The sequence below is a fragment of the Phormidium sp. FACHB-1136 genome, from assembly GCF_014697375.1.
GTDB lineage: Bacteria > Cyanobacteriota > Cyanobacteriia > Phormidesmidales > Phormidesmidaceae > Nodosilinea.
This window is the reverse complement of the sequence record NZ_JACJRS010000082.1, coordinates 1-24,660: the sequence shown is the minus strand read 5'-3', so window position 1 is coordinate 24,660 and position 24,660 is coordinate 1. Positions and strand designations below refer to the sequence as shown.

Annotated in this window: 27 protein-coding genes and 1 tRNA gene; 15 read left to right on the top strand and 13 right to left on the bottom strand. The window is 57.8% G+C overall.

Annotated features, from left to right (window positions below):
* On the top strand, window positions 1-104 hold a 104-nt coding region (locus H6G62_RS28010), incomplete at its 5' end, for a photosystem II protein D1 (protein ID WP_199324857.1).
* A 196-nt stretch (window positions 105-300) separates the two neighbouring features.
* A tRNA-Gln gene (locus H6G62_RS19820) sits at window positions 301-372 on the top strand.
* Between the two features lie 3 nt (window positions 373-375).
* Here the strand turns inward: H6G62_RS19820 and H6G62_RS19815 are convergent.
* The 8 genes from H6G62_RS19815 to H6G62_RS19780 form a co-directional block, all read right to left on the bottom strand.
* Window positions 376-621 (bottom strand): gas vesicle protein GvpG, encoded by a 246-nt coding sequence (locus H6G62_RS19815; protein ID WP_190498339.1) that lies wholly within the window; start codon window positions 619-621, stop codon window positions 376-378.
* A gap of 152 nt (window positions 622-773) precedes the next feature.
* A complete protein-coding gene (locus H6G62_RS19810; RefSeq protein ID WP_190498337.1) occupies window positions 774-1,508 on the bottom strand; it encodes a GvpL/GvpF family gas vesicle protein in 735 nt (244 codons plus the stop codon).
* Window positions 1,509-1,713: 205 nt separating this feature from the next.
* Entirely contained in the window at window positions 1,714-2,016 is a 303-nt protein-coding gene (locus H6G62_RS19805; protein WP_190498336.1) for a hypothetical protein, read from the bottom strand.
* Between the two features lie 83 nt (window positions 2,017-2,099).
* Window positions 2,100-3,146: a tRNA lysidine(34) synthetase TilS gene (tilS, locus tag H6G62_RS19800; RefSeq protein ID WP_242052180.1), complete on the bottom strand. Its 1,047-nt coding sequence runs from the start codon at window positions 3,144-3,146 to the stop codon at window positions 2,100-2,102.
* Window positions 3,128-3,610, bottom strand: a complete 483-nt coding sequence (locus H6G62_RS19795) for a flavin reductase (protein WP_190498334.1) — start codon at window positions 3,608-3,610, stop codon at window positions 3,128-3,130. The genes tilS and H6G62_RS19795 overlap by 19 nt, the downstream gene beginning before the upstream one ends.
* Before the next feature lie 166 nt (window positions 3,611-3,776).
* The gene (locus tag H6G62_RS19790; RefSeq protein WP_190498333.1) at window positions 3,777-3,941 is read right to left on the bottom strand and encodes a hypothetical protein; all 165 of its coding nucleotides are present in this window, start codon (window positions 3,939-3,941) and stop codon (window positions 3,777-3,779) included.
* A 186-nt stretch (window positions 3,942-4,127) separates the two neighbouring features.
* Entirely contained in the window at window positions 4,128-5,174 is a 1,047-nt protein-coding gene (gene thiL / locus H6G62_RS19785) for a thiamine-phosphate kinase (protein ID WP_190498332.1), read from the bottom strand.
* Window positions 5,175-5,177: 3 nt separating this feature from the next.
* Entirely contained in the window at window positions 5,178-6,338 is a 1,161-nt protein-coding gene (locus tag H6G62_RS19780) for a peptidylprolyl isomerase (protein ID WP_242052179.1), read from the bottom strand.
* A 184-nt stretch (window positions 6,339-6,522) separates the two neighbouring features.
* Here H6G62_RS19780 and efp point away from each other — a divergent pair, with 184 nt between their 5' ends.
* The 4 genes from efp (at window position 6,523) to H6G62_RS27415 (ending at window position 9,493) form a co-directional block, all read left to right on the top strand.
* A complete protein-coding gene (efp, locus tag H6G62_RS19775; RefSeq protein ID WP_190498331.1) occupies window positions 6,523-7,080 on the top strand; it encodes an elongation factor P in 558 nt (185 codons plus the stop codon).
* Window positions 7,081-7,200: 120 nt separating this feature from the next.
* A complete protein-coding gene (gene accB / locus H6G62_RS19770; protein ID WP_190498330.1) occupies window positions 7,201-7,704 on the top strand; it encodes an acetyl-CoA carboxylase biotin carboxyl carrier protein in 504 nt (167 codons plus the stop codon).
* 116 nt (window positions 7,705-7,820) lie between these two features.
* A complete protein-coding gene (gene pyrF, locus H6G62_RS19765; protein ID WP_199325135.1) occupies window positions 7,821-8,543 on the top strand; it encodes an orotidine-5'-phosphate decarboxylase in 723 nt (240 codons plus the stop codon).
* Window positions 8,544-8,581: 38 nt separating this feature from the next.
* Window positions 8,582-9,493 carry a hypothetical protein gene (locus tag H6G62_RS27415; RefSeq protein WP_199325134.1) on the top strand — a complete coding sequence of 304 codons (912 nt, stop codon included), beginning with the start codon at window positions 8,582-8,584 and terminating at the stop codon, window positions 9,491-9,493.
* Here H6G62_RS27415 and cofH read toward each other — a convergent pair.
* The 4 genes from cofH to H6G62_RS28395 all read right to left on the bottom strand — a co-directional run bounded on the left by cofH (window position 9,479) and on the right by H6G62_RS28395 (window position 12,344).
* The gene (gene cofH, locus H6G62_RS19755) at window positions 9,479-10,639 is read right to left on the bottom strand and encodes a 7,8-didemethyl-8-hydroxy-5-deazariboflavin synthase subunit CofH (RefSeq protein WP_190498329.1); all 1,161 of its coding nucleotides are present in this window, start codon (window positions 10,637-10,639) and stop codon (window positions 9,479-9,481) included. The two genes, H6G62_RS27415 and cofH, sit on opposite strands and share 15 nt — an antisense overlap.
* A gap of 90 nt (window positions 10,640-10,729) precedes the next feature.
* Window positions 10,730-11,170 (bottom strand): TIGR02588 family protein, encoded by a 441-nt coding sequence (locus tag H6G62_RS19750; protein ID WP_190498328.1) that lies wholly within the window; start codon window positions 11,168-11,170, stop codon window positions 10,730-10,732.
* Window positions 11,171-11,205: 35 nt separating this feature from the next.
* Window positions 11,206-12,090: a TIGR02587 family membrane protein gene (locus H6G62_RS19745; RefSeq protein WP_199325133.1), complete on the bottom strand. Its 885-nt coding sequence runs from the start codon at window positions 12,088-12,090 to the stop codon at window positions 11,206-11,208.
* Between the two features lie 122 nt (window positions 12,091-12,212).
* A complete protein-coding gene (locus H6G62_RS28395) occupies window positions 12,213-12,344 on the bottom strand; it encodes a hypothetical protein (protein WP_277883045.1) in 132 nt (43 codons plus the stop codon).
* Window positions 12,345-12,474: 130 nt separating this feature from the next.
* Between H6G62_RS28395 and H6G62_RS19740 the strand changes: the two genes are divergently transcribed.
* From H6G62_RS19740 to H6G62_RS19700, 9 genes are all read left to right on the top strand, one after another.
* Entirely contained in the window at window positions 12,475-13,458 is a 984-nt protein-coding gene (locus tag H6G62_RS19740) for an acetyl-CoA carboxylase carboxyltransferase subunit alpha (RefSeq protein WP_190498327.1), read from the top strand.
* Between the two features lie 238 nt (window positions 13,459-13,696).
* Window positions 13,697-14,434, top strand: coding sequence for an SDR family oxidoreductase (locus H6G62_RS19735; RefSeq protein ID WP_199325132.1), 738 nt, complete (start codon window positions 13,697-13,699; stop codon window positions 14,432-14,434).
* A 97-nt stretch (window positions 14,435-14,531) separates the two neighbouring features.
* The gene (folE, locus tag H6G62_RS19730) at window positions 14,532-15,242 is read left to right on the top strand and encodes a GTP cyclohydrolase I FolE (RefSeq protein WP_190498326.1); all 711 of its coding nucleotides are present in this window, start codon (window positions 14,532-14,534) and stop codon (window positions 15,240-15,242) included.
* 238 nt (window positions 15,243-15,480) lie between these two features.
* Window positions 15,481-15,918, top strand: coding sequence for a response regulator (locus H6G62_RS19725; protein WP_190498325.1), 438 nt, complete (start codon window positions 15,481-15,483; stop codon window positions 15,916-15,918).
* 386 nt (window positions 15,919-16,304) lie between these two features.
* Complete coding sequence (locus tag H6G62_RS19720) at window positions 16,305-18,614, top strand: ATP-binding protein (protein ID WP_190498324.1); 2,310 nt, start codon at window positions 16,305-16,307, stop codon at window positions 18,612-18,614.
* Entirely contained in the window at window positions 18,568-19,014 is a 447-nt protein-coding gene (locus H6G62_RS19715) for a response regulator (RefSeq protein WP_190498323.1), read from the top strand. Before H6G62_RS19720 ends, H6G62_RS19715 begins: the two co-directional genes overlap by 47 nt.
* Window positions 18,975-20,999 (top strand): response regulator, encoded by a 2,025-nt coding sequence (locus tag H6G62_RS19710; protein ID WP_190498321.1) that lies wholly within the window; start codon window positions 18,975-18,977, stop codon window positions 20,997-20,999. The genes H6G62_RS19715 and H6G62_RS19710 overlap by 40 nt, the downstream gene beginning before the upstream one ends.
* A 315-nt stretch (window positions 21,000-21,314) precedes the next feature.
* Complete coding sequence (gene mnmA, locus H6G62_RS19705) at window positions 21,315-22,448, top strand: tRNA 2-thiouridine(34) synthase MnmA (protein WP_190498319.1); 1,134 nt, start codon at window positions 21,315-21,317, stop codon at window positions 22,446-22,448.
* A gap of 108 nt (window positions 22,449-22,556) precedes the next feature.
* Window positions 22,557-22,841 (top strand): DUF3288 family protein, encoded by a 285-nt coding sequence (locus H6G62_RS19700; protein ID WP_190498317.1) that lies wholly within the window; start codon window positions 22,557-22,559, stop codon window positions 22,839-22,841.
* Window positions 22,842-22,896: 55 nt separating this feature from the next.
* Here H6G62_RS19700 and H6G62_RS19695 read toward each other — a convergent pair whose 3' ends face one another.
* A complete protein-coding gene (locus H6G62_RS19695; protein ID WP_190498315.1) occupies window positions 22,897-24,372 on the bottom strand; it encodes a leucyl aminopeptidase in 1,476 nt (491 codons plus the stop codon).
* Window positions 24,373-24,660 lie beyond the last annotated feature (288 nt).

Here is a 24,660-nt window from a genome sequence, read left to right as displayed (position 1 = left end):
TGATCAACCGGGCCAACCTGGGTATGGAAGTGATGCACGAGCGCAATGCTCACAACTTCCCCCTCGACCTGGCTACCGCCGAGGCTCCTGAAATCATCGGCTAGTCTTGATTGACCAGTCCATGGGTCAGCTAGCCATAGTTGACTAAGGAAAAAAGCGCTCCTCGCAAGGGGGGCGCTTTTTCGTTGGCATCGGCCCTGCACCCAGGGAAAAACGGGGGCGAAAAATCTCTGGGGCTACCCCCAAAAAAAGCTTGACAGGGTGCCGGAGCAACCTGCTATATTAAGAAAGGCAACGCAATGGGGTGTCGCCAAGCGGTAAGGCAGCGGGTTTTGGTCCCGCCATTCCTAGGTTCGAATCCTAGCACCCCAGTTTTTAATCTTCATCGTCTTCGTCATCCTCCAGGGCTTGCAGCGCCAGGAGTATCTCTTCTTCCTGGGCCACAAACTCCTCCTCTGGGATATCGCCCATATCGAAGGACAGTTGTAGGGCGAGGAGTTGTTTTTGCAAGCTTTCGGCATCGTTAGTGGAAACATCCGCCTGTTCCAGCACCTTATCGGCAATCCAGGCTACCCCTTCAATGGGGCCAAGCACCGGGGCAAAGAGTAGTTTTAGCAGCATCACCAAAAACGCAGAATTACAGTAAACGAGAGTTGTAGGGGGGGCATCCTGCCTGCCACCAAGACCGCTAAGATAGCCGTCCTACGTTGTGATTAGCCCCCGTAGGTTAGGCACCGCCCTCGCCCCAACGACAGCAAAGGACAGCCCAAGTACTATTCAATCTGAGCAAAGTTGTAGGGGGCTGTGAAGTTGTTGTAGCGCACTCGCAGACGATCCCCAAAGGCGGCATCGACTTCATCTAAGGCCCGACTAAAGGCGGCTTCGGCCTCCCAGGGAATCAGGTAGGCGGCGTTGAAAATCATCGTGTCGGTCATCGGGTCGTTTTCGATGGCGTCCTTGGCTAGGGGCGCTAGGGCTTGGCGAAACTGGTTGGCAATGCTGTCCTGTCGTTCCTGAAGCGCGGCTTCAATTTGCTGACCAATTTGGATGACCTGATCCATGCTGAGTTGGGTGCCCTCTAGTTGATCACGCTGGTGGCGGAGGTCGTCGTTTTCGGCCATCAGCATCTCTAGCTCCGTGGCTGCATCCCACATCACCTTCACGCTCACCTCCCGGCAACCGTCCAGCCGTTGAAAGAGTTGGGTAAGCGTTTCCCGGTAGGGGGTAATCAAATCCTCCTTTACCTGTTCCCAATCGTTGACCGTAAGCCCAAACTGAAGCGGCAGCAGCGTATGGAAGCCCTGCTGCATCGCTGATTCCAGTACCTTTTCGTGGGCCAGCAAATTGTAGCGGCTGGCCAGGTAGCGCTTCTGACACGCCTGGGAATACAGAAATGTAAAGCCATCCAGCGTCCAAGCCTCTACGGGCTGGTCATCTAGGCCCGTCACCGAGACCGACTTGGGGCCGGGGGCCGGAAAAATGCCGTACAGGTAATATCGCGTTGCCATCGCTATCCATAGGGTGAAGGAACTCTCTCCAACATTCCCCTAACCTAGAGGAAATTCACCGAATTGGCCCAGATAGATACAAAGTGATGGAAAACGTTGGGAATGGTGGCGATCCACCTTCACCGCATGGGGTGGCCTTGCCGGAATGTCAATTCTCTAGGTCAATGCCCTTGTCCTTTAGTTTAGCCTTGAGAGCAGCCAGTTCTTATTCAGCCTGTTCAACTCGTTGGCGTTCCTGTTCGGCACGATGGCGCTCTTGGCTGGCTAGTTCCTCTGGGGAAGGAATTAACTTGCCATCGGCGGTGAAGAAGCGTAGGCGGTTCTCCCAAATGCCCAGGTAGAGGCCCAACGGCTGACTCCACAGTCGTCCCTCGGCGGTGGCTGGGATGGGCTCGTAGCGACCATCTAGCAGGTGAAAGCCTTGGAATTCAAAGGTGTAGGGGTCGAACCAGAAAAGAGCCGCAGGGTGAGCTAGGGCGACAGTGTCGGCAGCGTTGGGCACAGCCATAGGTACTGGAGATGCCTGTTGTCAGAATGGTTTCATTATAGGCTGGGTATACTTTCGTGGTTCGCCATGCTTGGGAACCCTCGTCAGTGATGATTTGGGAGTCCCCCATCAGCCGTTGGGAGGAAGTGGATCTGATCGGCGTCCACCCTAGCCAGCCAACCACCGGGGAAAGGGTCGGTTTGGCTGCGGTTGGGGGCAGACATTAAAGCCACCAGCTTTTCCACATGGTCAAAGGTGACGGGGGCCGTCATCACCTGTTGCAACAGCCGCCGCAACACTCGCCGCTGCAAGGCCAGGGGGGCAGATTGTAGAGCAGATCGCTGGATTAACCAAACCGAATTCTTGGCCTGTACCGCCTTGGCATACAGTTCCTCTGTCAGGTGATCTAAAAGCGCCACCTCTGCCGTCAGGATTTCAGCGGTTTTGGCGAGGGTCTGTTCTACTCTGGGGTTAAAGTGACGCTGCAACAGGGGAAATACGTCTAATCGCAGACGATTGCGGGCATAGGTAAGATCGGCGTTGGTGCTGTCGATCCACCAGGGCAGGCCGAATTGTTGGCAAAACTGGGCGGTGTCTTGGCGGGTCAGATCCAGCAGAGGACGCACCACCGTTAGACCGGGCTGATCGGGGCTGAGGGGCCGCTGCCACGCCAGGGCTTGGAGTCCATCGGTGCCACTGCCGCGCAACAGGTTGTAGAGCAGGGTTTCGGCGCGGTCGGTGGCGGTGTGTCCGGTGGCGATGTGGGTGGCTCCCAGGGTTTGGGTGGCCTTACCGAGAACGCCGTAGCGCCACTGGCGGGCAGCGGCTTCGGTGGTGGGGCGGGTTTTGGCGACAATCACCTGGCAGGGAACGCCCCAATTTTGGCAAAGATCCGCGACAAAAGCGGCATTTTCAGCGGAATCAGGTCGCCAGCCATGATCGCAATGCACAGCCCACAGCCGCCAGCGCCACTTGGGTTGCAAATCCACCAAAAGTTTCAGCAGGGCGACGGAATCTTGCCCCCCCGACACCGCCACCACCATGCTACAGCCCTGGGGCAGCAGGGATCGTCCCCGCAGCCCTCGGTGAATTTGGGCATGGCGGTCGCTCCAGGGGGGACGTGGCATTGGCCCTAGCCGCCGTAGTTCCATCCGGTGCTTTCCAGTAGCAGGGGTTCGCCCTCACGATGGATCGCCGCCCCCACCACTTCGCCGACAAAAACCGTGTGGTCGCCATGCTCAACGCTACCCACCACGCGGCACTCCACATAGCCGAGGGTGTCTTTAATGATGGGGCATCCGGTTTCGGGGCCGGGATAGAATTCGATGTCTTCAAACTTGTTGCCCGCCCGCCGCAGGGGCTTAAAGAAGTTTTGGGCCAAGTCCTTTTGGCCTGCTTCCAAAAAGCTGAGGGCAAAGACGCCGCTGGCCTTCACCATGGCGTGGGAGGTGGAGTTGTTTTTGACGCAGTTCACCACTAGGGGCGGCTGAAAGGAAGCCTGCATCACCCAACTGGCGGTGAATCCGTTGAGGTCGTCGCCATCCTTAACGCCACAGATATATAACCCGTGGGGAATTTTGCGTAGCAGTGTTTTTTTGGCCTGTTCGTCGAGCACGGTTTACCTGCCTAGTCTGTCATTAGGGGTTGTTATGGTCAGTGTAGTACGGCCAGGGAACGGCCTAGGGAATGGGTGCGCGTGGGCGGGGAATAACCCAAATCCTGGGGGGGCAACCGGATCGTAGGGGTAAGGCAGCTTTGTCAGATCATTTTACGACGACCACTTAAGGCAAAATATCAAAAGATTGGCTGCCTTTGAAACGATAGATCTGAAAATCTCGATCAAAATCTCGATCAAGAGTGAAAATTCGTTTTTGATTGAGCATTTCAGCCGCCACGACTAGAGATGCATCTGCTAAATCCATCGGTAAATCTCGATACTGCTCCATCAATACTTACATCCTTGCCTGATCGTCTTCACCGTTGAAATGAATTGCAAGAATCTGATCAGCGAAGTAACCCCATAATTCCTGTAATTACATATTTACTTGGGTGTGTTTCTTCGCGTATGGCCCTTCGGGTATGGCTGACGCTAGTACGCTAGCCTTGCCTTAGCGTTATGCATCCTGCGCGATCTAAAAATGTTGGAAACCTCGGCTGAAGGAGAGGTCTAGGGTGGTGACCGCGTTCTTGCTGCCGGAGGTTTGACCGCTGGCAGGAAGTTGCAGCTTCACGGCGGGATCGGCGGTGAGGTAGCCCAGCAGCTTGCCCTCTGGGCCGAGGTGGCCTTGCAGGACTTGGGCCATGGCCTCTGGCAGACAGAGCACCAGTTCAAAGTCTTCACCGCCGTAGAGGCACCAGTCGCGGGCTTTTTCTAGCCCCACCCACTGCACCAAGGCTGGATCGAGGGGCAGTCGGTCGGCATGGAGAACCACCCCGACCCCGCTAGCTTGGCATAGGTGCAGCACCGCATTGGCGAGGCCATCACTGGAATCCATGGCGGCGATGGTGATGGGTTGGGTAAAGGCCCGCAGCAGGTTTCTCAGGTGGGCCACCACATCCAGGCGGGGTTTGGGGCGTTGATGGGCCTGAATCCAACGCTGGCGAACAGATTTACTTAGGCGTTCACCTTGTTCCGGGGAAAGCAGGAGTTCTAAGCCTGCCCGTGATAGCCCGTGGTAGCCCGTGGCCAGGAGGACTTGACCGGGCTGGGCGGTGTGGCGGTAGAAGGCCTTACCCACCTCCACCGAACCCAGGGCGGTGATGGCGATGCTGATGGTGTCTGACCGACAGAGATCGCCGCCGATGATCTGACCACCCCAGGTGTCGAGGCAGTCGGCCATACCTTGATAGACCCGATCTACCCAGGCTATGGGGGTCTGGCTGGGTAAACTGAGGGCCACCGTGATCCCCTGGGGTTCGGCTCCCATGGCGGCGATGTCAGACAAATTTGCCGCCATGGCCCGCCAGCCCACGTCCTCTGGGGCGGTGGTTTGGTCGCTAAAATGCACCCCATCCACCAGCATGTCCGTCGTCACCACCAGTTGGTGACCGGGGGGCAGTAGCATCACCGCCGCATCATCCCCCACTAGGTCGATGGGGCAGTAGCGAAATAGTCGCTGGAGTAGTTCCAGTTCGCCAATTTGCCCCACGGTTGGGCCTACGGTCGGTACTTCGGTCATGGATTAGGAGGGCTGTACTAGGTTTTCGGCCCCGGATACCACACGGACTGATTCGATGCGGTCGCCTTGGCCCAACTGTTCTAGCACTTCTTTGTTGTCCACCACATAGCCGAAGACTGAATAGCGACCATCCAGCAGGTTGAGGCCAGCGGGGGTGAGTTCCGGCTCGAAGAGAAAGAAGAAGAACTGGGAGGATCCGCCGTTGGGGTCGTCGCCGGGGCGAGCCATGCCTAGGGTGCCAAAGGCGGAGAAGGGCAGGACGGGATCATCCAAATAGCGGCCTAGGTCTTCTAGGGTAGTGCCATAGACGGGGGCATCGTCGCCCTTCACCAAAATTTCCAGGGGAACGGCTCGGTAAGCCTTGGTTTTAGGATTCACAAAGCCCTCCTCTGGCCCAGCGGGATCCCCTGTTTGTAGCACGTAGTTTTCTTCGGCGCGAATAAATTCCATGCCGTCATAAAACCCCCGCTGCACCAAGTCCACGAAGTTGCCAGCGGTGACGGGGGCACTATAGCCATCCACCACGGCCTGCATCGTACCCTGATTGGTGACAAATTCCACCGTGGCCCGTCCCTTAAGCTGGGGCAGATTATCGTATTCCTCGGGCACCGTAAAGGGGAACTCCGTCACCATCAATTCTTCAATGCGGCCCACATTGTCGAGCATGGCGGAACGGATCATCCACACGGCCTCCCGATCCTTTAGCGCAATGGCATCGTTGAGGGGCAACAGTTGGGACTGGAGATCGTCCAAATAGCTGATCGCCGCCGCCCGCTTGCCGTCGGGGATCGCCGCCAGGATCGTCTCGCGATCTCGGCCCAGCAGTCGCTCCACCTTAGCGGAGTCCTTGGCCACAGGCCCCCAGCGCTTACTCCGCAGCCATTCCGACAGCCCCTCTAGGGTGGATTGAATGCCGCGAATCGCCTTGTTGTCAATGGGCAAGGAGTTCCGCAACAGCGCCCGCCCATCGGTAATGGCATTACCGGGCGGCAGGTAGGCCATCGTCATGGTCGCATCTAGTGGGCCGACCAGGTTCCCGTTCAGACTGATGGCTTGGGCCTGACTCGGTGGCCCAAGCCACACGCCAATCATTACCAACAGCACCCCAATACCAGAAAGGAGGGTGCGGAAACTGTGCTGCCACCACGGGCGGCTTACCGTCATGCCTTTGGCCATTTTTCTTAACTTGCCTGCTAAACCAAACAACTGCGTGGGCGAGGTCGCCCCTACAATCTTGTCACACTGTTGGTCCTGGCCAAAGCCTGGATTTCTAGCACAGGGAAAGGACCACTGGGGGGTAAAATGAGGTGCTAAAACATTTACCTATCCGACCACCAGAGCCAGCGTTATGATTTCCAGCAATGATTTCCGCCCCGGTACGACCATTGAGCTTGATGGCTCCGTTTGGCGTGTTGTGGAATTTCTGCATGTTAAGCCTGGTAAAGGGTCGGCTTTCGTGCGAACTAAACTGAAGAACGTGCAGTCCGGCAACTCTGTGGAACGCACCTTCCGGGCGGGTGAAACCGTGCCCCAGGCGGTGATTGAAAAGAAAGACATGCAGCACACCTACCGTGACGGTGACGATCTTGTCTTTATGGACATGGAAACCTATGAAGAAGGCCGTCTGACCGCCGCTGAAATTGGAGATCGGGTGAAGTACCTGAAGGAAGAGATGGTCGTCAGCGTCGTTACCTGGAATGGGCGGGTGCTGGAGGTGGAACTGCCCAACTCCATCGTGCTGGAAGTCACCCAAACCGACCCCGGCGTGAAGGGCGACACGGCCACCGGGGGCACCAAGCCCGCCATTCTGGAAACCGGAGCCCAGGTAATGGTGCCCCTGTTCATTTCCATCGGTGAACGCATTAAAGTAGACACCCGCACCGACGCTTACCTCGGTCGGGAATAAACAGGGTGAGCCTTGGCCCTAGGGTTGGCTGGGGCCAAGGCGCTGGGAGTACAAAAGCCGAATTGCTCCTAAAATCGGGAATTACCGAGATACACGCACGATGGTAGTGAGGGTTGCTCAGTGGAACTAAACGTAAACGAACTAAGAGAATTGGTCGCCGCCCTGAGCCAGAGCGATGTGGCCGAGTTGACCTTAAAAAGCTCCACCTTTGAGCTAACCCTCCGTAAGCAGGGTGTGGTATCGGTGGCCAGCCTGCCTACGATGGTTGCGGCCCCAGAAGTTGTTGCTCCGGCGGCGGCTAAATCTGGGGAAGTTGCGGTTCTAACGGCGGAAGCGGCGGTTCCGGCGGCTCCCCCAGCGGCTCCCCCCGGCAAACACTCTGATTTACTCACGATCAGTTCGCCCATGGTGGGCACCTTCTACCGCTCCCCCGCCCCCGATGAGCCGCCCTTTGTCAATGTGGGCGACCGAGTTAGCACAGGCCAAACCGTCTGCATCATCGAAGCGATGAAGCTGATGAACGAGCTAGAGGCAGAAATTTCTGGGGAAATCGTCGAAATTCTGGTCAACAACTCAGAACCCGTAGAATTTGGCCAAACCCTGATGCTGGTGCGCCCTAACTAGGTATCCTCCGAGGATTGACCCTAACCCCATCGAGGGATCGCCCCATGTCCGTAGATTATGCCCTGGAGTCTTCGCCCATGACGGTTTCGGCTGCGGATAGTTTGACGGTCAATGCTTTGACGGTGGATCAGCGGATCATCGTGCCCCTGGATGTGCCCACCGCCGAGGCGGCCTTGGCCCTGGTAGATAGCCTACCCCAAGTGAGCTTTTGGAAGGTGGGTCTAGAGCTGTTTATCAGCACAGGGCCAGGAATTCTCCAGGAACTCAAGGCCAGGAACAAGCGGATTTTCCTAGATCTCAAGCTCCACGACATCCCCAACACCATGGCCGGAGCCTGCGCCGCCGCCACTCGCTACGGGGTCGATATTCTCACCCTCCACGCCTCTGCCGGGAAAGCCGCCCTCACGGCTGCCCTTGCTGCCGCCCAAACCGAAGCGACCCAAACCAACACCCCCCTGCCGCTGATTGTGGCGGTTACGCTGCTCACCAGCATTGCCGCCGAAGCCCTCGCCACGGAACTACGAGTGCCCCTGAAACCGGGAGACTACGCCCTACAAATGGCACAAATGACGCAGGACGTGGGCCTGGGTGGCGTGGTGTGTTCGCCCCAGGAAGTCAGCCAACTGAGGCGCTTTCTGCCCTCAGACTTTGCCCTGGTTTGCCCCGGTGTGCGCCCTACATGGGCCAGCACCAACGACCAACAGCGCACCCTCACCCCCGCCCAAGCCCTCCAGGCCGGAGCCACCTATCTCGTCATCGGTCGGCCCATCACCGCCAGCCCCGATCCCACCGCCGCCTTCCAACGCATCTGCGACGAATGCACTACCGCCCTCAGCTAGGGACTAACCTGTAGGGTGTTATCCCAAAAACTTGCCCCATGCCCCAAGGCCAAAACCGTAGGGTGGGCATCGCCCACCATCCCCACGATCAACAGTCCCCATGGTGGAGTGTCGCGCTTCTAACGATTCTGCCTGCGGTGATTTTCTGGCCCCAGATCGCCACGGGGCAACCGATGGGAAATGCAGCGGCCTTGTCCCCGGTGGGGGTGGGCGAGGAGACCTCGCCCTTACGGGTTGGCCCATCAACACAGTCCCTCGAACCAGAGGATCCCCCTAATCTAGAATGGGGTGAACCCCTGCCAACCAAGCCCGAATCCCCAACGCCTGAAACCCCGACCCTGGCAGATCCCAATTCTGAACTTGATCCCACGTCTCCTTCTGTGGATGAAGCTGGCGATCCGGTTTACCTGCGCTCTTCGGAGGCTTGCCCAGCGGAGTACGAAAATCTGGTAACGACCCTGCTGCGAGACTTGCCCCAGTATGCCAACTTGGTCGCGGCTCGTAGCTTTCGTCCGCCCATGAACAGGCCAGCACCAGACACCTCAGGAGCCACGACACCCCCAACGCCTAGCCCCGTGGGAACCATGCTCATCGCCAGCCAGCCCGACTTTGAGCCGATAGACTTAACGGATCGAGCTTTTGGGGCAGGATTGGATCCAGCGTCTGACCTGCGCCAGGTCTTTTTCACGACGCTGGAGCGACAGTACCTCAGCCATCAGGTGGTGTCGTTGCAGCAGTTCCACTGGTTGTTTTTGGTGCAAACCGAGGATGGCTGGCGTTCGGTCTTGATCTATTCCAGCCTAGGGGGCGATCCTGCCCGCCCATTAGCCGATCAGCGGTTGACGCCACCCCAGGAAAGCAGCCAGGGCATTGTAGGGCAGGCGGTACGGCTGTGGCTGCGGGATTGTCGGGCGGGGGCGGTGTTTCCTCCGGCCTCATCCCATCGGTAACGCGGGCTCTAGGATCTGAACCGGGCCATATAAGGTTTCCCGCTGCTGGGCTGGGCGACCGAGGGACGCGATGGATCCCCGTAGCTCGGCGACGGTCATACAGGTGCCGCCCTGGGCTCCGGCCATGGAGGTAATGTGTTCCTCCATCAGGGTGCCGCCGAGGTCGTTGCAGCCCCAGCGCAGGGCTTCGGTGGCCCCAGACAGGCCCAACTTTACCCAACTGGGCTGGTGGTTGACGATCCAGTTGCCCAGGTAAATGCGGGCTACAGCCGTAAGCTTGAGGGCATCGGCGAGGATGGGCTGATCCCGTCCCACTCGACGGCGTAGGGGTTTGGGGGCTTCCTGACCAACGAAAGGTAGCAGAATAAACTCAGTAATGGCGGTTCCAGTACCCCGCTCTAGGGCCGCTTGCTGCAACTGGCGAAGCTGGTCTAGGTGATGGATTTGCTGAGCCGGGGTTTCGATGTGGCCCGATAGCAGGGTGCTGGTGGTGGGCAGGCCAATGTGGTGGGCCAGTCCGACGATCTCTAGCCAGGTGGCGCTGTTGATTTTTTCGGGACACAGCACCCGCCGCACCTCGTCATCCAGCACCTCCGCCGCTGTTCCGGGCAGCGATCCGACCCCGGCCTCTTGCAAGGCTCGTAGAACTTCGACGTAGCTCAGGCCATCCTCACGGGCGATGAACTGCACCTCCTGGGGGGAAAAGGCGTGGAGGTGAAGCTGGGGAAACTGGGATTTAATCGTGTCCACCAGTTTGCGGTAATAGCCTAGGGACGTGCCCTGCACCTTGGCGTAGGGGTTGAGGCCGCCCTGCATACAGATTTCCGTTGCGCCCTGGGCGACGGCATCAGCGGCTTTGGCGAGGATAGTATCGAACTCCAACCAGTAGGATCCGGACGCGCCCTGATCTCGACGGAAAGCGCAGAAACTACAGTGCTGCTCGCAAATGTTGGTGTAATTGATGTTGCGGTTGATCACGTAGGTGACGGTATCGCCCACCTGGCGCTGACGGAGGGCATCGGCTACGGAGCGTATCGCCTCAATATCCGCCGACTGTTCGGTTTGCAGCAGGGCTAATCCTTCCTCTGGGGTGAGATCAGCCCCGTTCAAGGCCCGCTTTAGAATGGCTTGAATTCCTGCGCCCATGGTGTCTCCTGACGATTCCTCTTCACTATAAACGCCCCTCTCAAAACGCATCCCGGACGCCCCCCAGGGTTCTTGGTGAGGGATAGCCGATTAGGGCAAGCGGTAACTGGCCACGCGAACGGTGAGGTTGCCCTCCTGGGGGTTGTGGCTGAAGACGAAGCTACCCGCCTTGGTTTCGTGGCCAGAGAGGAAGTCGATTTGTTGTTCGCCCGTTTCGTCCTCGGCATCGGGGGTCTGGAGTTCGGCGGTGACTTGAACGCCGTTGGCAATGCGGCCCCCAGTGTTGGTGATGGCGAAGGGCACATAGTAGCGGCCATCGGTGATACGGATCGCGTCAGAGACCGCCACATCAAAGGCAGGGGGGCGGCTTTGGTTCACCTGCCAATCGTAGAAAATTAGGCCCACCAGCACCAATACAATCAAAGCAGAGACCCAAAAAGTCACCCATTCTGCCAGGGAACGGCGGGTAAAGCCGTCGGCATCGATGGGCGCAGGGGATGGGGAGGAAGGGTGGGGTTTCAGCAAACTCATGCAGGGTCAGCCAGCCGATTCAATTAGCAAGCCTATTAAATTAGAATACGTCCTGCGGCCCCTCCAATGGAGGCAGGCAGACCCAGGACGAGGGTATTGCCGAGCCATTCTTGCCAGGGGTCGGTTTGGTTGAGCTGCTGGAACAGCACTAGCATCGTTACCGAAATCAGCAGCGCCACCAGGTAAGCGGCCAGGGTTTCGGTGATGGGGCTGAAGAGTAATCCCCGCTGGAGCCGTTCGCTGCGGTCGGCAAAACCAGAGGCAAACACAATGGCGTAGGACAATCCCAGAGACGCGGCCATGATGAGCAACAGCCACAGGGAGGGCAACGACGAGGCAATCAGGGGGACCTCCTCGGTGGGGGCAATGCTAAAGGCAATCAACACCGTGCCGATCAGGGTGGCATCCAGATCCACGAGGGCATCTCGCACGGTGGCCAGGGTGGGGGAAGAAAAGTGGCGGGACAGCGGTGCTGTGGTGCGACGATCCCGAATTTTGCGGCCCTGGAAGGTAGATCGGGCCAGGGCTACTCCTAGGGAAAAGGGCACCGCCTCAAACACCAGCTTGCCTAGGGCTTCTGCTAGGGGCGTGTCTAGGGTGATGCGCCGTAGCAGCACCAAGGCCAAGGCGGCACAGACCACCCCAATTCCCACCGCTTCGACGCTCTCCATCACCGCTTCCAGGGGATGCAGACTGAGGGTTTGGCGAAAGCCTTCCACCTGGGTCAGCAACCAGGCCACCAACAGCGTTGCCCCCAGCACCGCCAACAGCCACCAGGCTCCTGTAGATGACCCAATCGACCAGACCTCCACGGTGTAGAGCAGGGGCACCCCAAACAAAAAGCCCCCTGCTGCCCCCCGTACCACCGCCTGAAGCTCTAGGGGCCACATGTTTGTATTGGCGGCATGGGGTTGGGTCATGGTGGACGGTCTACAGCGATTCGTTCACCGTAGCGCACCGCTCCACCGAGAACCACGGGAAACTGGGATAACGTTACCCAACCGATACCCATCCTGGTGGCTAACGGGCAGGGGCAGGCGGCTTAGTCGTCGTCATCGTCATCATCGCCATCGTCGTCCCCGTCATCGTCGGCATTGGGATCGTTTTCATTCATGGTTTCTGCGGGGGGCGTTCCTGCATCATCGCCTGCATCGGTGGTTTGCTGTCGATACATACCCTTGGGGTAAATTCCCTACTCCCCTGGGCGGCGGGAAGGGGAACCTGGCTTGGTATTCTAGGAAAGGCCCGATTTTTGCATTCGCTGCAACTGGGGCCTTGTTTTTCTATCGCTGTACCTGCTGGCCATGGCCCCTAACGAGCGCAAGTCAATTTTGCTGTCCTTTGAAAAGCCCCTGGCGGAGCTAGAGGGACGCATTGCCCAAATCCGCGAACTGGCTGAGAAAAATGATGTGGATGTCTCCGCCCAATTGCGCCAGCTAGAGGCCAGAGCCACTCACCTACGTCAGGAAATTTTCTCCAGCCTCACCCCAGCCCAGCGGTTGCAGGTGGCCCGCCATCCTCGCCGCCCCAGCACCTTGGACTACATTCAGTCCATCACCGAGGAGTGGATTGAACTGCACGGCGACCGCAGCTCTGGCAAGGATGATCCAGCCCTGGTGGGGGGGGTAGCGCGGCTAGAGGGGCGTCCGGTGGTGATTTTGGGCCACCAAAAAGGGCGCGACACCAAGGACAACGTGGCCCGCAACTTCGGGATGGCCTCTCCGGGCGGCTACCGCAAGGCGATGCGGTTGATGCGCCACGCGGATCGCTTTTCCATGCCGATCATTACCTTTATTGATACCCCTGGTGCCTATCCCGGCTACGAGGCCGAAGAAATGGGCCAAGGGGAAGCCATCGCCTACAACCTGCGGGAAATGTTTGGCCTGCGGGTGCCAATTATTTGCACCATCATCGGCGAGGGCGGATCTGGCGGTGCCCTGGGCATTGGCGTGGGGGATCGGCTGATGATGTTCGAGCATTCCGTCTACACCGTGGCCAGCCCCGAAGCCTGTGCCGCCATTCTCTGGAAGGATGCCGGACGTTCCGCCGAGGCCGCTGAAGCCCTGAAAATCACCTCCTGGGATTTGAAAAACCTGGGCATTTTGGATCAGCTTTTGACCGAACCCGTGGGCGGTGCCCATGCCGACCCCATCCAGGCGGCGGACATTCTCAAACAAGCTCTGGTGGAAAATCTGGCGGAACTGTCGCGGTTGACGCCCGAAGCACTCCAGCAGATGCGCTACCAGAAATACCGCAAAATTGGCGTGTTTGCCGAGGCAGCGGCCTAGGATCACAAGGGAGACCGGGGTGCAATAATAGGGTATCTGCGGGAATCACCATCAAAGACTTTTATGGTGGCGATTTCTGAGAGAAGTGCTTTACGTTTGTTAACATATAAGCGGGCCTGACCTTGTTTGCCTAACCACCCCGATCCGGGAACGCTGAAGGAAGCGAGCTTAGCAGCCCTCAATCCATCGGTCTTGCCTAGCCCCTGGTTCGTTAGTTGTTGGTTTTTGGAATTCAGTTTTGGACAATTTCCCCCGTTCCGACCTGCCGCGTCGCGCCCTGATCACGGGAGCTAGTCGCGGCATTGGTAGAGCCACGGCCCATGCCCTTGCCCAGGCGGGGTTTGATGTCGCCCTGTTGGGTCGGTCTATGGATCGATTGCAACCCGTGGTGAATGATCTGGCCGAGTATGGCGTTTTGGCCAAGGGCTATGCCATCGAGCTAGCCGATATCCCCCAGGTGCAGCCCCGCATGGTCGAGATTATTCAAGACTTTGGGGCTTTTAGTGTGTTGATTAACAACGCGGGCATGGGCTACACCGGATCCTTGGCCACCATGCCCCTGCACCACTGGCAGCAGGTGATGGATCTCAACCTGACCAGCATCTTTCAGTGCATTCAGGCGGCTCTGCCCAGTTTGCGGGCAGGGGGCGGTGGCACCATCGTCAACATCTCCTCCATTGCCGCCAAGTCGGCTTTCCCCGATTGGGGAGCCTACAGCGTCAGCAAGGCGGGCTTGGTGGCCCTGTCTAAGGTGCTGGCGGTGGAGGAGCGGGCTAACGGCATTCGGGTGGTCATGGTAACGCCCGGTTCGGTGAACACCCCCCTGTGGGATACCGATACGGTTCAGGCTAACTTTGACCGCAGCCAAATGCTCACCCCCGAAATTGTGGCCCAAACCATCCTCAGCACCGTGCTGCTGCCCACCTACGCGGTGATTGAAGACATTGTGCTGATGCCCGCCGGGGGAGCCTTGTAGCAGGTTCGATCCTGAAGTTTTTTTACCGTCCGTGTAGGTTGGCCGTCTCAGAGAGCGGTCTCAGTTTTGTTGAACACCTGGAGTTTAGTTAAACCCTATGACTATCGCATCCTCAAATGGCATCAATGACAAAGTTACCCCTAGTGGTTTAGGCACCATGGGCATTTCCCCCACCGTTCTCCCCGACCGTTCCCTTAGCCACGGCGCTGAGGCCAAGCCCTACGCCATCCCCGAAACCAGCCACGACGACATGAAGGAGGCGGTGCGCACCATGCTGCTGTCGGTGGGCGAAGATCCCGACCGGGAAGGGCTGCTGAAGACCCCCAAGCGGGTAGCCGATGCCATGCGATTCCTCACCAGCGGCTATCAACAATCCCTGGAGGAACTGGTCAATGGGGCCATCTTTGACGAAGGCCACAACGAAATGGTGCTGGTGCGCGACATCGACCTGTTCAGTATGTGTGAACACCATATGCTGCCCTTCATGGGTCGTGCCCACGTCGCCTACATCCCCAACCAGCGGGTGGTGGGTCTCAGCAAACTGGCCCGCATTGTAGAAATGTACTCCCGTCGCCTTCAGGTGCAGGAACGCCTCACCCGCCAGGTGGCCGAAGCCATTCAGGAAATTCTGGAGCCCCGTGGGGTGGCTGTGGTGGTGGAAGCCAGCCACATGTGTATGGTGATGCGCGGCGTGCAAAAGCCCGGTTCTTGGACGGTCACCAGTGCCATGCTGGGTTCCTTCAAGGATGATCAAAAGACCCGCGAAGAATTCCTCAGCCTGATTCGTCACCAGCCAGCCTTCTTCTAACGTCGAGTTGCCGTACCGACCTAGACATATCGGTGGGATGGGGTTAGCCGTTAGGCTGGCCCCATTTTTCCATGGGCTGAGACCCATCTCGGCTTTGTCCACCACCATCAACGTTATAACTTTCCGCAGATTTGGTTAACAGGACGGTTTAGGGGCTAAGGTGCAAGGCTAGGGTAATCCATCGGTGGGTTCACCCAGTTGAAGACGGCTAGGGCGGTACACACGAGATCCAGATGCCATGCAGGATGACCCGCTAGATCGCTTGATTGTATTAATTGACCACCATGCCGACCATGTGGAAGCGGTGCGACAGGTGTTGGCAGATAAGCCCGATCAGCATCACCTACGGGTGATAGAGGATGGTTCGGTGGCCCTCGACTGGTTGCGCTCTATCGAGGGTTCTGAACCGGGACAGCGCCCAGATTTAATTTTGCTGGATCTCGACCTCCCCCATCAGGCCAGTTTGGATATCTTGACGGCCCTCAAGGGCAATCCCAACCTCCGACGCATTCCGGTGATTGTTCTATCTGAGTCCAATCAGACGGACGATGTTTTTCAGACCTACTTCAACCAGGGCAACTGCTACGTGGTGAAAAATGCCAATCCGCAGCAGTTAGTCGCCACAATTCAGAATATTGAAAGCTTTTGGCTAGGTATTGTTACCTTACCGGATTAACCTGCCCTTACGAATGAATCTTCATGACGCTTTGTTGCAATATATCAAGGCCAGATTGCAAACCGTAAGCTTCTATTTTATTTAACGATCTCTTCCCTAGTCGCCTTGGCACCTGCGATATGCTGCTAAGTAGAACACACAGCCCTTCAGCACCCAGTTGGGTAGAGTCTAATCCCAGTAGATTGTAAGCCAACTAGCCAGACAGGTTGTTGGCCTGCCATGCCCATAGCCATCTGGGCTGTTCTATGTTGTTTGAGAAACTCAGTTTCCGCGCATAACTAGGGAAACAGTAGGCTAAATAAGTTGCCTACTACAGAGATTACATTAAAGTACCCAAGGCTAAATCACCGCTACATTGCCCCTTTCCTGTTTAGGAGTCTGCCACCATGGTTAACGTCAAGCTTGAACAAGACTATCGCCTGACGGCACTCAAACAGCCGGATTTAAACGCTCTGATCCAAGTGCAACCCCATGGGGTTTTGCTGGTGCTAAACGAGGCTGACCTAACCGTGGTTCAGGTCAGCCAAAATACCCGCGAAGCCTTTGGCTTGCCTGTGGATGAAGTATTGGGCAAAACCCTGGACGAGCTGCTGGATGATTACCAAGTGGATCAGTTCCGGTCGGGGCTGCATGGCGAAAATTTGGACGTGATGAACCCCACCAAAATTTGGGTGCGGCGGCGCGGCGATGACTATGGCGTGTACGATGCCGTGTTCCATCGCAATGGGGCAGGCTTTTTGATTTTGGAACTGGAACCAGCCCTGAATAACGACAATATTCCCTTTTTGAGCTTCTATCACCTCGCCCGCACCTCCATTGGCCAGCTTGAGGCCGGATCGGCGAGTTTGGCAGATTTTTGCCGGATTATTGTCCACGAAGTGCGTCAGGTGACGGGCTTTGATCGGGTGATGTTGTATAAGTTTGATGACGATGGCCACGGTGAAGTTTTAGCGGAAGAAAAACTAGAGGATATGGAGTCCTACCTGGGGCTGCATTTCCCAGAATCCGATGTGCCTGCTCCGGCCCGCAAAATGTTTTTATCGAACTGGATTCGGGTGATCCCCAATGCCAGCGCGGAGCCTGTGGATTTGGTGCCTGCGGTGAACCCCGTCACCCAGCAGCCGACGGATTTGGTGATGTCGATTTTGCGGCAACCCTACCACTGCCACATTGAATATCTGCACCACATGAATGTGGAGGCATCGCTGACCATTTCCTTGATGAAGGATCAAAAACTGTGGGGGCTGATTGCCTGTCACCACAAAACGCCGAAGTATGTGCCCTACGAACTGCGGAAAGCCTGCGAATTTCTAGGTCGGGTGATTTTCTCAGAAATTTCTACCCTAGAAGAAGAGGCGGATCAGAGCTATCAACTCCATTTGGCGGCGGTGCAAACGGCCCTAATCGACCAAATGGCCCAGGAGGATTACTTCATTGATGGTCTGGTGCGGCGCGACCCCAACCTGCTGGATTTGGTCGGTGCCCAGGGGGCGGCGATCTGCTTTAGCGGGCAATGGACAACCCTGGGCCGCACTCCGCCAGAGGAGGAACTGAACTATCTGGCCCAGTGGCTCGGCAAGTCCGTCAGTGAGGAAATCTACGTCACCAATGCCCTGCCGCTGGAGTATTCCGAGGCCCAGCGGTTCAAAGACGTGGCCAGCGGGCTGATTGCCATCCCCATTTCCAAGCGCAGCTATGTGCTGTGGTTCCGGCCAGAGGTGATTCAAACCGTGAACTGGGGCGGCAACCCCAACGAAGCCTATACCCTGGTGGGCGAGGCGGAAAATCAGTGGCTTTGCCCCCGCAAGTCCTTTGAACTGTGGAAGGAAACCGTTAGCCTGCGGTCGCTGCCCTGGCAGGGGGTGGAGGTAAAAGCGGCCCTAGAATTGCGGAAAGCCATCGTCAATATTGTGCTACGGCAGGCGGAAGAATTGGCCCTGCTGGCCACGGATTTGGAACGCTCCAACGCCGAGCTGAAAAAGTTCGCCTACGTCGCCTCCCACGATTTGCAGGAACCCCTGAACCAGGTGGCCAACTTTGTGCAGTTGCTCGAAATGCGCTACGACGCCAAGCTGGACGAGGACGGCAAGGAATTCATCGGCTTTGCCGTGGAAGGGGTGAGCCTGATGCAAACCCTGATCGACGATGTGCTGACCTACAGCAAGGTGGATATCCAGGGCATTGAGTGGCAGCTCACCAACGTGCAGGATTCCCTCGACCAAGCCCTGGGCAACCTGCGGGGGCGCATTGCCGAAACCGGGGCGGTGATTACGGTGGATCCCCTACCCACCATCGTGGCCGACGGCACCCAGTTGATGCAGCTCTTCCAAAACCTGATCGGCAACGCCATCAAGTTCCGTAAGGCTGAGGAAACGCCCCACATTCACATTGGGGTGCAGCGTCAGGAAGAGCAATGGCTGTTCTCGGTGGCCGACAACGGTATTGGCTTCGAGCCCCAGTTTGCCGAGCGCATTTTTGTGATTTTCCAACGCCTCCACACCCGTGATGAATACGCCGGATCGGGCATGGGGCTGGCCATTTGTAAGAAAATCATCGAGTGCCACCGAGGGCGCATCTGGGTAGAAGCCACCCCCGACCAAGGGGCCACCTTCTACTTCACTATTCCCGTTGAAGGACGTGATCGCAGCCATGGCAACGGACGCAAAGCCAAAAACCATCTTTTTAGTCGAGGATAATCGGGGCGACATTCGCCTGATCCAAGAAGCGCTAAAAAGCACCGCCGTCCCCTGCGAGATTGTGATTGCGCGGGACGGCATGGAGGCCATGGCCTACCTCCAGCGTCAGGGGGAATTTGCCGATGCGATTTCCCCCGATTTGATTCTGCTGGATTTAAACTTACCGAAAAAAGACGGGCGGGAAGTACTCGCAGAAATCAAGGCCAGCGATACCCTGCGACATATTCCCATCATTGTGCTCACCACCTCCCGCAACGAGGAAGACATCTATAAAAGCTATGATTTGCACGTCAACTGCTACATTTCCAAGTCCCGCAACTTAGCCCAATTGTTCAAAATTGTTCAGGGAATTGAGGCATTTTGGCTAGAAACCGCGACCCTGCCGCCGAACACCCCCTAAATCTGGCTACGGTACAGGTGTTGCTGATTGAAGACGACCTGGCCGAGGCCCGATTTTTGCAGGAGGTGCTGAAGGGAACCCCCCGCCGCCATTTTCAGATCTACCACGCCAAGCGCCTGGGGGAGGCGATCTCGCGGATTCAGGAGCAGCATTTTGATGTGGCCCTACTCGATCTCACCCTGCCCGACAGCAGCGGCCTGGATTCCCTGGATCTCCTCCTCCGGGAAGCGCCAGGATTGCCCGTGGTGGTGCTGACCAACACCAACGACAATGAACTGGCCGTGAGTGCCGTCCGTCGCGGGGCGCAGGATTACCTGCTGAAGCGATCCCTCCAGCAGGAAGTGCTAGTGCGGGCCTTGTTCTACGCCATCGAACGCCAGCGGGCCGAGGATGCCCTGCGGGAAGCCAACGAAGTGTTAGAGGACCGAGTCCGGGAGCGTACCGCCGAACTGGAAGCCGCCAACCAACATCTACGCCAAGAAGTTGAAGAGCGCCAGCGCGTCCAAGAACGCCTCACCATGGCCCAGGACGCCGCCGCCATGGGCACCTTTGAATGGGCCTTGGCCGACTTTGCCTGTCTGCGCGATGCTAGCCTGAATTGTCACAACAGCCAATGCTCCATGCCCTGGCGGCTGCACCCCGACGACTGCGAACAAATCGCTCAGGAACTTCGCTCCGCCCTGCAGACCGGGCAAGGACTCAATACCGAATTTCGCATCCTAGACGACGATGGCACCGGACGATGGCTAGCGATTAAAAGTACCCTGCTCTACAACGACCAGGGCGATCCGGATCGCCTGTTGGGCATCCACATGGACATCACCGACAAAAAACAAATGGAGGCCCAATTCCTCCGTTCCCAGCGCCTTGAAAGCCTGGGCACCCTGGCCAGCGGCATTGCCCACGACCTCAACAACATCCTGACGCCAATTCTCCTCGTCGTCCAACTGCTGCCCCTCAAGCTCGGCAATTTGGATCCTTGGGTAGACAACAAGCTCAAAATTCTGGAAACCAGCGCCCAGCGGGGGGCCGACATGGTGAAGCAAATTCTCACCTTTGCCCGTGGTTTAGAGGGCAAACGCTTTCCCCTCCAGGTGAACCATCTGCTGCGAGACATTCGCAAACTGGTGCAGCAAACCCTACCCAAATCCATCGATATTTATATGGATGTGCCCGACGACCTCTGGGCCGTCAGCGGCGATGCCACCCAGCTTCACCAGGTGTTTATGAACCTCTGTGTGAACGCCCGTGATGCCATGCCCAAGGGTGGCGTGCTGCAAGTCACCGCCCACAACCTGACGTTCGATGCCGCCAGCGCCCAACCCTATCCCCAGGCCCGCCCCGGCCCCTACGTCGTCATCATGGTCACCGATACAGGCACAGGTATGCCCCCCGATGTCCTCAACCGCATCTTTGACCCCTTCTTTACCACCAAAGCCCTTGGTCAAGGCACCGGACTGGGTCTCTCGGCGGTGCTGGGCATTGTGCAAAGCCACGATGGTTTCATTGATGTTCATAGCCAAGTCAACCAGGGCAGTCAGTTCTGTCTCTACCTGCCCGCCATTCCCAGCCCTAGCACCACCGATCCCACTCCCACCGATCCCCTCGATGGTCATCAGGCCAGCATCCTCGTGGTAGACGACGAACCCGCTATCTGCGAAGTAATTCAGTCTGTCCTAGACGTTCACAACTACCAGGTCATCGTCGCCCACGATGCCGTCAGCGCCCTCGCCCTCCTCTCCGAACACAACACTGACATCGCCGCCATTTTCCTCGACCTGATGATGCCCAGCATGGACGGCCTCACCGCCCTGCCCCTGCTGCGCCGAGTTAGCCCTCAGATCCCTGTCATCGCCATGAGCGGCCTGAGCATGGCTGACCCTGCTAGTGTCTACGATTTCCAGGGCTTTCTCCCCAAACCCTTCACCCACCAAGACCTGATCCAACAATTGCAAGCCCTCCACCTCACTCAGTCTAGCGATTAGAGTACGCCAACTAATGAAGCATCCATGCTAAGCCCTCATCCCCCAACCCCTTCTCCCGATGGGAGAAGGGGAGCCGGATTCAGAACCCCTCCCCCTGGGGGAGAGGGGCAGGGGTGAGGGCGAAGAGTCATGGTAAATGGATGGTTCTTTTCACGGAACCCTCCTAGCCCAGGCTCAGGCGATCATGGCCAAAGCGCAGATTTGGGATCTCCTGACGCCAGATAGTTCATTTGCATTAGAACGACCAAGCAACCTGAAGCGCCTGCGCTAGGATAGAGTTTGTGTCTTAGGGCGATTCAGCGCAGCAATTTGGCCATGGAAAAGATTGTGGTGGGGCTTTCGGGCGGGGTGGATAGTTCGGTGGCGGCGGCGACGCTGCATCGGCAGGGCTATGACGTAGTGGGGCTAACCCTGTGGCTGATGAAGGGCAAGGGCCAGTGCTGCTCGGAGGGTATGGTGGATGCGGCCAAACTCTGTGAGGATATGGGCATTCCCCACCACATTGTCGATAGCCGCGATGTGTTTCAGAAAGAAATTGTCGATTATTTAGTCGAAGGCTACGGCAGCGGTATCACGCCTTTGCCCTGCTCCCAGTGCAACCGGGCAGTGAAGTTTGGCCCGATGTTGCAGTACGCTCGTGAAGAACTGGGCTGTGATCGCATCGCCACGGGGCACTATGCCCGCATCCTCCACAATGCCGAAACCGGGCGCTACGAGCTGCTGCGGGCGGTGGATCCGGCGAAGGATCAGTCCTATTTTCTGTATGACCTCACCCAGGATTTGCTGGCGGCCTGCCATTTTCCCCTGGGTCACCAAACCAAAACCGAAACCCGCCGCATCGCCGCCGAACTGGGCCTGCACACCGCCGAAAAGCCCGACAGCCAAGACCTTTGCCTAATCGAGCAGCACGGCTCCATGCAGACTTTTTTGGACAAATACCTCGCGCCCAAACCGGGGGATATCGTCGATACCGAGGGCCGCATTTTGGGCCAGCACACGGGCATTCACCACTACACCATCGGCCAGCGCAAGGGCTTGGGCATCGCCGCTGCCAACCCGCTCTACGTGGTGGGGTTTGATGTGGGCCGCAACCAGGTGATCGTCGCCGACCGCAGCGATGCCCACTGGCCCGACTGCACCGTGCAGCGGGTGAACTGGGTGTCCATTGCCGCGCCCCAAGAGCCGATTCCGGTGTCGGCGCAAATTCGCTATCGCAGCGGAGCCGTGGGAGCGACGCTAATCCCCCTCGAAGGCCCCGATGGCTGGGCAGATCGGGTGAAGCTGGTGTTTGACGAACCCCAGTTTGGCGTTACCCCCGGCCAAGCTGCCGTGTGGTTTGATGGGGATCGAGTGCTGGGCGGTGGCCTCATCGAAGCGGCGGTGAATCCGGTAGGGAATCCTGCCGAGGTAACTCCACAGGTGAGCGCCCTAATATCAAATCCGAGTTAGAGACCCCCGATGGCTAACCCGGCCAACCGTAGGGGCGAGGTCTCCTCGCCCGCTGGATACCAGGGTTAAACAGGGCGGATTTCGTATCAGTCGTCAGGAGCATCCCCCATGGCCGACACCAAGGAACAACAACATCCCCAATACAAGGCCGACCGAGAGGTGGTAAATCAGCTTTTGGCCGGAGAAGCCACCGACTATAACCTGGTGGAACTGGCCCGCCTGATGATTCGCTACGAGGGCTTCCCCGGCGCACGGGATATTCAAACCGACCTGAAAAAAGCCCTCAACCGCTGGCATCTCACGGAAGAGGATCTGTTTGCCAAAACCCGCGCCATTCACCAACAGGGCGACGTGTACAAAGGGCTGGGCCGAGGTCGAGAAGACTGGAGTTAATGGCCTAGCCCCATGCTGCGGGCCACCTGTGATACTCCAGTCCGCAGAACGCCCCTTAGTCCTGGGCTTTTACCCATTCCACCAGGGTACGAACGCCAAATCCGGTGCCGCCCGGATTGTTGTAGCCGCTTTCCTTCTCTGTCCATACTGGGCCAGCCACATCGAGGTGAACCCAGGGGGTTTTCTCCACAAACTGCTTCAGGAATAGGGCAGCGGTGATGGAGCCACCGGGGCGAGGGCCTGTGTTTTTCATGTCGGCCACGATGGACTTCAGACCCTCGAAGTATTTGGCCTCCATGGGTAAGCGCCAGAACTTTTCTCCGGCAGTGGCGGCGGCGGTGGATAGGGCATTAGCCAGATCGTCATCTTCGGTGAACAGTCCGGCAATGTCGTCCCCTAAGGCCACAATGCAGGCTCCGGTGAGGGTCGCCAAATCCACAATGGCATCCACGTCCAGCTTTTCGGCAAACACCAGGGCATCGGCCAGGGTGAGGCGACCCTCGGCATCGGTGTTGTTGACTTCAATGGTTTTGCCGTTGGAGGCGGTGAGGATGTCTCCCGGTCGCATGGCCTTACCGCTAATCATATTTTCCACAGCGGCACTGATGAAATGCACTTCAGCGTTGGGTTTCAGTTGACCGATGGCCTTGGCGGCTCCCAACACGGCGGCGGCTCCCCCCATGTCAATTTTCATCATTTCGATACCGCTGCCGGGACCCTTGATGTTCAAACCACCGCTGTCGAAGGTGAGCCCCTTGCCCACAATGGCCAGCTTGCGGCTGGGGCTACCCGCCGGACGGTAGGTGAGGTGGATGAACTTGGGCGGCAGGTCGGAGGCCAGGGCCACCCCCAGGTACGCCCCCATCCCCAGGGCTTCACACTGTTCCCGCTCTAGGATTTCGCAGTCCATACCGTGGGCAGCGGCGATCTCCTGGGCCGTTTGGGCCAGCACCGCCGGAGTGACCACATTGGCCGGAGCAGAGGTCAATTCCCGCGCCAAAATCACCCCCTCACACACGGCCTGGGCCGTGGTAATGCCCGCCTCCTGCCCCGCCAGATCTAGCAGGTGGATCGCCTCTAGGACGACTTTCCCGTTGTCCTTATCCTCAGACTTAAAGCGCTTATCTTGGTGTAGGGCGAGGGTGGCTCCTTCTACAGCGGCTTGGGCCGTTTGGGCCGGATCGTTTTGGTACGTGGGCAGGCTCAGGCCCAGGGTGGTGCATTTTTCCTTCTTTGCCATGCGGGCAGCGGCAGCAGCGGCGCGACGAATCCCTTCCAAACTCAGGTCATCGGCGGAACCAAGCCCCACGATACCCAGCTTTTTCACCGTGCCCCCCACCCGAATCACCGCCGTGGAGCCATCTTTCCCAGTGAATTCCGTCTCGTCAATGAGTTCCTGAAGCAGACCCGACACCTGGGTATTCAAGTCAGCTAACGGCCCCGTGAGGGGAAGGGAGGCTTCCGTAAGACCAATCACGAGGCAATCCCCTGACCAGGTGAGGCAGGTTTGGGCTGAGGCGTGGAACTCCATGAACCAATACTCTATAGATGGGCAAGTGTGCTGAAAACAGGCCGTATATCGGGGTTACAGCCCTTGATTACTATAGCGCTACGGTCTGCATTATTGACGTAGCGGCCATAGCCCATCTAGGGCTATGGCCTAAGGCAGGACGGCCTAAAACAAACGCAGAATCAGGGGATAGCGAAAGGGCGTAAGCTGTTAGTCATCTAAACTGCGTATAATACATTAAAATTCTGGAATAAGCCATGGGAGTCAGAAACTATCTAACGTCAGAGGAAAAGCAAGAGCTTCAGAAGC

Coding starts and splice junctions, on each gene's coding strand:
- H6G62_RS19815 (WP_190498339.1), bottom strand. CDS start 621: ATGCTGCTAAAACTACTCTTTGCCCCGGTGCTTGGCCCCATTGAAGGG.
- H6G62_RS19810 (WP_190498337.1), bottom strand. CDS start 1,508: ATGGCAACGCGATATTACCTGTACGGCATTTTTCCGGCCCCCGGCCCC.
- H6G62_RS19805 (WP_190498336.1), bottom strand. CDS start 2,016: ATGGCTGTGCCCAACGCTGCCGACACTGTCGCCCTAGCTCACCCTGCG.
- tilS (WP_242052180.1), bottom strand. CDS start 3,146: ATGGAACTACGGCGGCTAGGGCCAATGCCACGTCCCCCCTGGAGCGAC.
- H6G62_RS19790 (WP_190498333.1), bottom strand. CDS start 3,941: ATGGAGCAGTATCGAGATTTACCGATGGATTTAGCAGATGCATCTCTA.
- thiL (WP_190498332.1), bottom strand. CDS start 5,174: ATGACCGAAGTACCGACCGTAGGCCCAACCGTGGGGCAAATTGGCGAA.
- H6G62_RS19780 (WP_242052179.1), bottom strand. CDS start 6,338: ATGACGGTAAGCCGCCCGTGGTGGCAGCACAGTTTCCGCACCCTCCTT.
- efp (WP_190498331.1), top strand. CDS start 6,523: ATGATTTCCAGCAATGATTTCCGCCCCGGTACGACCATTGAGCTTGAT.
- H6G62_RS27415 (WP_199325134.1), top strand. CDS start 8,582: ATGCCCCAAGGCCAAAACCGTAGGGTGGGCATCGCCCACCATCCCCAC.
- cofH (WP_190498329.1), bottom strand. CDS start 10,639: ATGGGCGCAGGAATTCAAGCCATTCTAAAGCGGGCCTTGAACGGGGCT.
- H6G62_RS19750 (WP_190498328.1), bottom strand. CDS start 11,170: ATGAGTTTGCTGAAACCCCACCCTTCCTCCCCATCCCCTGCGCCCATC.
- H6G62_RS19745 (WP_199325133.1), bottom strand. CDS start 12,090: ATGACCCAACCCCATGCCGCCAATACAAACATGTGGCCCCTAGAGCTT.
- H6G62_RS28395 (WP_277883045.1), bottom strand. CDS start 12,344: ATGTATCGACAGCAAACCACCGATGCAGGCGATGATGCAGGAACGCCC.
- H6G62_RS19740 (WP_190498327.1), top strand. CDS start 12,475: ATGGCCCCTAACGAGCGCAAGTCAATTTTGCTGTCCTTTGAAAAGCCC.
- folE (WP_190498326.1), top strand. CDS start 14,532: ATGACTATCGCATCCTCAAATGGCATCAATGACAAAGTTACCCCTAGT.
- H6G62_RS19725 (WP_190498325.1), top strand. CDS start 15,481: ATGCAGGATGACCCGCTAGATCGCTTGATTGTATTAATTGACCACCAT.
- H6G62_RS19720 (WP_190498324.1), top strand. CDS start 16,305: ATGGTTAACGTCAAGCTTGAACAAGACTATCGCCTGACGGCACTCAAA.
- H6G62_RS19715 (WP_190498323.1), top strand. CDS start 18,568: ATGGCAACGGACGCAAAGCCAAAAACCATCTTTTTAGTCGAGGATAAT.
- mnmA (WP_190498319.1), top strand. CDS start 21,315: ATGGAAAAGATTGTGGTGGGGCTTTCGGGCGGGGTGGATAGTTCGGTG.
- H6G62_RS19700 (WP_190498317.1), top strand. CDS start 22,557: ATGGCCGACACCAAGGAACAACAACATCCCCAATACAAGGCCGACCGA.
- H6G62_RS19695 (WP_190498315.1), bottom strand. CDS start 24,372: ATGGAGTTCCACGCCTCAGCCCAAACCTGCCTCACCTGGTCAGGGGAT.